General features: G+C 70.7%; 3 protein-coding genes. 1 reads left to right on the forward strand and 2 read right to left on the reverse strand.

Annotation, left to right across the window (positions count from 1 at the left end; all coding sequences use genetic code 11):
• Positions 1-209 precede the first annotated feature (209 nt).
• On the forward strand, positions 210-905 hold the full coding sequence (locus tag AB8Z75_RS32930; protein WP_369208486.1) for an HAD family hydrolase: 696 nt from the start codon (positions 210-212) through the stop codon (positions 903-905).
• A 189-nt stretch (positions 906-1,094) separates the two neighbouring features.
• Here AB8Z75_RS32930 and AB8Z75_RS32935 read toward each other — a convergent pair whose 3' ends face one another.
• Positions 1,095-1,979, reverse strand: a complete 885-nt coding sequence (locus AB8Z75_RS32935; protein WP_369208488.1) for a geranyl diphosphate 2-C-methyltransferase — start codon at positions 1,977-1,979, stop codon at positions 1,095-1,097.
• 14 nt (positions 1,980-1,993) lie between these two features.
• Positions 1,994-3,157 (reverse strand): family 2 encapsulin nanocompartment cargo protein terpene cyclase, encoded by a 1,164-nt coding sequence (locus AB8Z75_RS32940; RefSeq protein WP_369208490.1) that lies wholly within the window; start codon positions 3,155-3,157, stop codon positions 1,994-1,996.
• Between the last annotated feature and the right edge of the window lie 57 nt (positions 3,158-3,214).

Below are 3,214 nucleotides of genomic sequence, written 5' to 3' on the forward strand. Positions count from 1 at the left end.
SMTCGGAAGCGCCCGCCCCTGCCCCGCGCGCCTCCGATCCGCCCGCCTCGGCCTGAGGGCGGCCTGAGCGCGGGCGCCTGAGGGGGCCTGAGGACGGCACCTGAGGGCGGCCTGAGGACGGGCGCCACTCTCCTCGCGGGAGCCCGCCTCGACGGGGTTGCGTCGAGGGGGCCGCGGTAGCCGGCCTGGGGTTTGGCATGCTGGAACGCATGAGCAGTTCCTCCGCCCGCCCGGCGGTCGTCTTCGACCTCGACGGCACCCTCGTCGACAGCGAGCCCCACTACTACGAGGCGGGCAGGCAACTCCTGGCCGCCCATGGTGTCCGCGGCTTCACCTGGGAGGAGCACTCACGGTTCATCGGGGTCGGCACCCGGGAGACCCTGGAGACCCTGCGCCGCGTACACGGACTGACGACTCCCGTGGACGAGCTGCTGACCGAGAAGAACCGCCTCTACCTGCAGCTTGCGCGGTCGGGTACGGAGGTGTTCTGCGAGATGCGGAAACTGGTCGAGCGCCTGCACAGCGCCGGCATCCCGCTGGCTGTCGCCTCCGGGTCGTCGCGCACCGCCATCGACGCCGTCCTCGGCGCGACGAGCCTCGACGCTCTGCTGCCGCTGCGCGTCTCGGCCGAGGAGGTGGCGCACGGCAAGCCGGAACCGGACGTGTTCCTGGAGGCCGCGCGCAGGCTGGGCGTCGAGCCGGCCGACTGCGTGGTCCTCGAGGATGCCGTGCCCGGCGCTGAGGCGGCGCACCGTGCCGGCATGCGGTGCATCGCCATCCCCTACGTGCCCGCGTCGGCCGAGGATCCCGCCTTCACTAAGGCGGGTTTGCTGTTCGCCGGCGGACAGCGCGCGTTCGACGCGCGGAAGGCCTACGACTGGATCACCGGCCGGCCCTCACACTGACGGCACGGGTGCGCCAGGTCGTCGCCGCACGGGCCGCAGCCGGACTGCGCGCGGGCGGAGGGCCCGACCTGCGCACGGAATCCGCCCAGGCGCTCCGCGCGCGACCCACCGGGCCGGGTCCGCCACTGCGTTCCGGAAGGCCCGGGTCTGCCCCGGGTGACGGGCCCGGGCCTTCCGGTCAGCTGTGGATCAGACGCGGTCGGCAGCGATCAAAAGGTACTGGAATGAACCGTCCTTGTACGCGTTGATGAACGCCTCCTCGATGCCGGTGACGAGGGAGGAGGTGGCCCGCAGCTCCCAGTACGGCAGGGTCGCGGCCGTCAGGTCGGTCACGGCCTGCGGGACGAGACGGTTGTCGGCCATGGCACGCAGATACTCCCGGCGGGAATGGATGTTGCACTCGAAGTGCGCGTTGATCTGCGAGACCCACTTCGAGGGCTGGCCGTAACGCGGGTTCCAACAGCCGGTGATGGTCACATAGCGCCCGCCGACCGCGAGGATGCGAGCGTGCTCGGCGAACAGGTCGTGCAGGTCGACGTACATGCTCGACTCGTTGTTCCACGAGGCCGCGGCCTGCCCCGTCTCGAAGGGCGTGTCGAGCATGTTGCACACGCGGGCGCGCACATGGTTCTCGATGCCGAGTTCACGAGCGCGCTCGTTGGCGAAGTCGGCCTGCTTGGCCGACAGCGTGACTCCGCGGACCTCGCATCCGAATCGCTGGTGGGCCAGGACCATCGAACCGCCCCGGCCGCAGCCGGCGTCCACGAGCATGTCGTCACGCCCGACGCGGCCGAGGTGGTCCAGGAGGACCTCGGCCTGCGCCGACTCCAGACGGTGGAGCTCGGCGATCAACCGCTTCTCATAACCGCCCTCGCCGACGTCGCCGAGGGCGGCGTGGTCGACGTCGCCGATGCCGTAATGGTGGTGGTAAAGCCCGTCGACCTCGCCAAGGCGCAGGTTGACGGGCCTGGCCTCCTGGTCCCAGTAGCGGGCGATGTCACCCTGGTAGGGCGATGCCGGGGCGGGGATGAAAGCGGGGGCGCCCTGTGCGGTGGTGAGCTCGGTGCTGGTCACAGTTGAGTCCGTCCTTACCAAAAATCGGGCAGGCTGTACCGGTAGGTGTTGGTCTGGTGCCAGTAGTGATTGCCGTCGACCCACACGGCCACCCCCCGCAGGAAGCGCAGCACGCTCGGGACGGGGCAGGCAGCGGCCAGGGTGGCGGCCTCGGCTTCGAATGCGTGCATGAGGTCGTTGTGGACCTCGACCGCCTTCAGATAGGCGTCCCGTTCGGAGAGGCCCTCCCGTTCGGCGATCACGACGGGCAAGTTGAGGTGCGTGCCCGGGCTCTTGAGTTCCTTGGTGTAGGAGTACAGGTCGTTGACGAGGGTGGTGGCGTTTCCGGCGAGCGCGATGACCCGCTGCATGGCGGGCTTGGCGTGCAGGTCGGCCGGGAGCTCGTAGCCGCCGACGGTGTCGGTGATGGTGGGGCACGGGCGGAAGTTGTTGAACTGGCGCATCGCCAGGTACTCCCACACCTCGGGCACGTGTTCCGTCTGGGCCCACGCGGCCTCCGCGAGATACCCCAGGTGCAGACGGGACATGTCGTGCAGGTACCGGTCGGCCTGGGAGGGGGACGCCTTCTGCCGGAAGTACTCCATCGCGGACCGGTAGGCGCGCCGAGGAGCGTCCGACTGGAGCGACTCCACCCACCCCGACTCGTACTCCCCCGTCGTGTGCAGCGGGTCGAGAGCCGTGTGCGCCAGCAGGAGGCGGCTGCCGAGGCCGACGGGTGAGCCGCCGTGGTCCTCGCAGTAGCAGTCGTCGACCGCGTTCTCCGCGACCATCAGCCGCGTGGCGACCATCAGATGCTCGATGGTGGGAGCGTCCGGATGGCAGGCGACCATGTAGCGGCCGACGGAGAAGCCGTCGAACTCCTCCTCCCACTCCGGGGGGTAGGCCTGGACCTCGTCCACCGCCCACCTCTTGATCCTGCGGCTGACCTCTCCCACTCGCGCCGCGTCGGGCTCAGGCACCGGATGGTGGTAGAGACCGGGGATCGGCTCGCCCTGCGCAGGCGGCCCGGACGCCTCGGCTACCGGGGGCGCCTCCCGCCCGCCGGGGCGCAGGCTCGCCGTACCCGGACCACTTGGGCCGCACAGGATCCGTTCCAGGGCGGACCTCGCCTGGCTCGCCGCCGCAGTGCCCTCCCCCGCGTGCCGGGCGAGCGACTCCTCGTCCGCGCCGTCGGGCACGGACGCGGACTCGCATGCTGTTCCCTGCTCGGTGGGGAAGAGGGAGGGGACGGAGGG

It is taken from the genome of Streptomyces sp. PU-14G, assembly GCF_041028275.1.
Classification (GTDB): Bacteria; Actinomycetota; Actinomycetes; order Streptomycetales; family Streptomycetaceae; genus Streptomyces.

What these genes read in the sequence shown, in the direction of transcription:
- AB8Z75_RS32930 (WP_369208486.1), top strand. Translation starts at nt 210, where the DNA reads ATGAGCAGTTCCTCCGCCCGCCCGGCGGTCGTCTTCGACCTCGACGGC.